Origin of the sequence: Microbacterium sp. (assembly GCF_047971895.1) — a bacterium.
Lineage (GTDB): Bacteria > Actinomycetota > Actinomycetes > Actinomycetales > Microbacteriaceae > Microbacterium.
This window is the reverse complement of record NZ_JBKEAF010000134.1, coordinates 1-1,856: the sequence shown is the minus strand read 5'-3', so window position 1 is coordinate 1,856 and position 1,856 is coordinate 1. Positions and strand designations below refer to the sequence as shown.

At 70.9% G+C, this 1,856-nt stretch carries 2 protein-coding genes; both read left to right on the top strand.

Annotated elements, in window-relative coordinates:
* Positions 1 to 206: hypothetical protein (locus ACK5IN_RS10245; protein WP_416896086.1), on the top strand; the 206-nt coding region annotated here is incomplete at its 5' end.
* Between the two features lie 94 nt (positions 207 to 300).
* Positions 301 to 1,410, top strand: coding sequence for a GTP 3',8-cyclase MoaA (gene moaA, locus ACK5IN_RS10240; RefSeq protein WP_416896085.1), 1,110 nt, complete (start codon positions 301 to 303; stop codon positions 1,408 to 1,410).
* The last annotated feature ends 446 nt before the right edge of the window (positions 1,411 to 1,856 follow it).

The following is a 1,856-nucleotide window of genomic DNA, read 5'->3' as shown; positions in this document are numbered from 1 at the left end:
TGCGCCTGCGCACGAGCACACCCGATGTCGCCGTCGACATTTCCGCGGACGTCGCCGCCGAACTCGACCTCGCACCCGGGGCATCCGTGGAGCTGGCCGTTCGCCCCGACGACATCCGCATTCTGCGCACGAGCGAGCACGAACTTCTTGTCGATCCCACCGAGGATTCCGCAGCCCGCACACCCGTTCCGCGGGCTCCCGGCTGATTTTTCGCGGCCACTGCGGGGCCTTACCCCTCCCGAAGCCGACTACCCTCGACACTGAGGCCGGGCACCGAGCCCGTGCCGTGCGGGAGGTGAGATGACGGCGATTCCGGTCGCGATCGGCGTGCGCGTGCCCGCCGATGCCGCGACGGTGCTCGCGGATCGCCACGCCCCGCTCCTGGACACCTTCGGCCGGGTGCACCGCGATCTGCGCATTTCGCTGACGGATCGCTGTTCGCTGCGCTGCACCTACTGCATGCCCGAGCAGGGCAACGAGTGGCTGGCACGACAGAGCATCCTCACGGTGGACGAAATCGTGCAGGTTGCGTCGGTGGCGGCCGCCGCGGGGATCACGACGTTCCGGCTCACCGGCGGTGAGCCGCTGCTGCGCCGCGACATCGTGGACGTGGTGACGCGCCTGGCGGCGATTCGTGGGCCGGCCGGCGATCCGGTCGAAATCGCGATGACGACGAACGGGATCGGCCTGGCCCGCACGATCGATGTCCTCGCGCACGCCGGCCTGGCCCGGGTCAACATCTCGCTGGACACGCTGCGCGCCGACCGCTTCCGCGAGCTGACCCGCCGCGACCGACTTGACGACGTGCTCGCCGGGATCGACGCGGCCGCCGCGAGCGGTCTGCGGCCATTGAAGCTCAATGCGGTGGCAATGCGCGATGTCAACGACGACGAGCTGGTGGAGCTCGTGGAGTTCGCCCGCGCGCACGACGCGCAGATGCGCTTCATCGAGCAGATGCCGCTAGACGCCGGGCACACCTGGGACCGGCAGCGAATGGTGACCCGGCAGGAAATCCTCGACACGCTCGCCGCGCGGTGGACGCTGACCCCGGTTCCGGGGCGCGGCGGCGCACCGGCCGAGCGCTTCCTGCTGGACGGTGGCCCCGATTCGGTCGGCGTGATCGCCTCGGTGACCGCCCCGTTCTGCGGCAACTGCGACCGGCTGCGGCTGACCGCAGACGGCCAGTTGCGCAACTGCCTGTTCTCCACCACCGAGTTCGACCTGCTGCCGATCCTGCGCGACAACGCCGGCGGCGGTGGCGACACCGGCGGCACCGATGGCATCGCCGATCGGGACGGCGACATCGAACGCCTGCTGCGCGGCTGCGTGCTCCGCAAGCTGCCCGGCCACGCGATCGACGATCCGGCATTCCTGCAGCCGGCACGGGGGATGAACGCGATCGGCGGCTGAGCCTCGTCGGCCGGTCTCGTCGGTGCGGGTCACGGGCAGGCCCGATGCGGTCGGCACTCCACGGCAGGCAGGCCGGATTCGTCGCGCCGACCTGATTCGTGATCGAAGCGCCCCTGGCCGCGACGGCGTGACCAGCGACCTCACCGCCAGCTGGAGAACACTGTCGCAGCGGCGCCCCCGGCCCCGCCGCGACCGCCCCCGTGGGCGGCAGTGTGCTCGCCATGCTGCTCACTGGTGTGATCCTGCTCGTCAGCCGTCGCACTCGCTCCTCGGGGGTTGCCGTACGGCGCATCCGGTGATGTGCTTACTGGTATGACGGTGACGGCCCCACGCGGCACGAGCCGCAGTGTGCGCGCGCGCCGGCCGCCATGGCTCCCCCAGGCTGCAATCGGTGTCGCCGCAGTGCTGTTCGGGCTCGGCGTGGGTGAGTTGCTCGCCGCCGTGAT

What these genes read in the sequence shown, in the direction of transcription:
- moaA (WP_416896085.1), top strand. Translation starts at nt 301, where the DNA reads ATGACGGCGATTCCGGTCGCGATCGGCGTGCGCGTGCCCGCCGATGCC.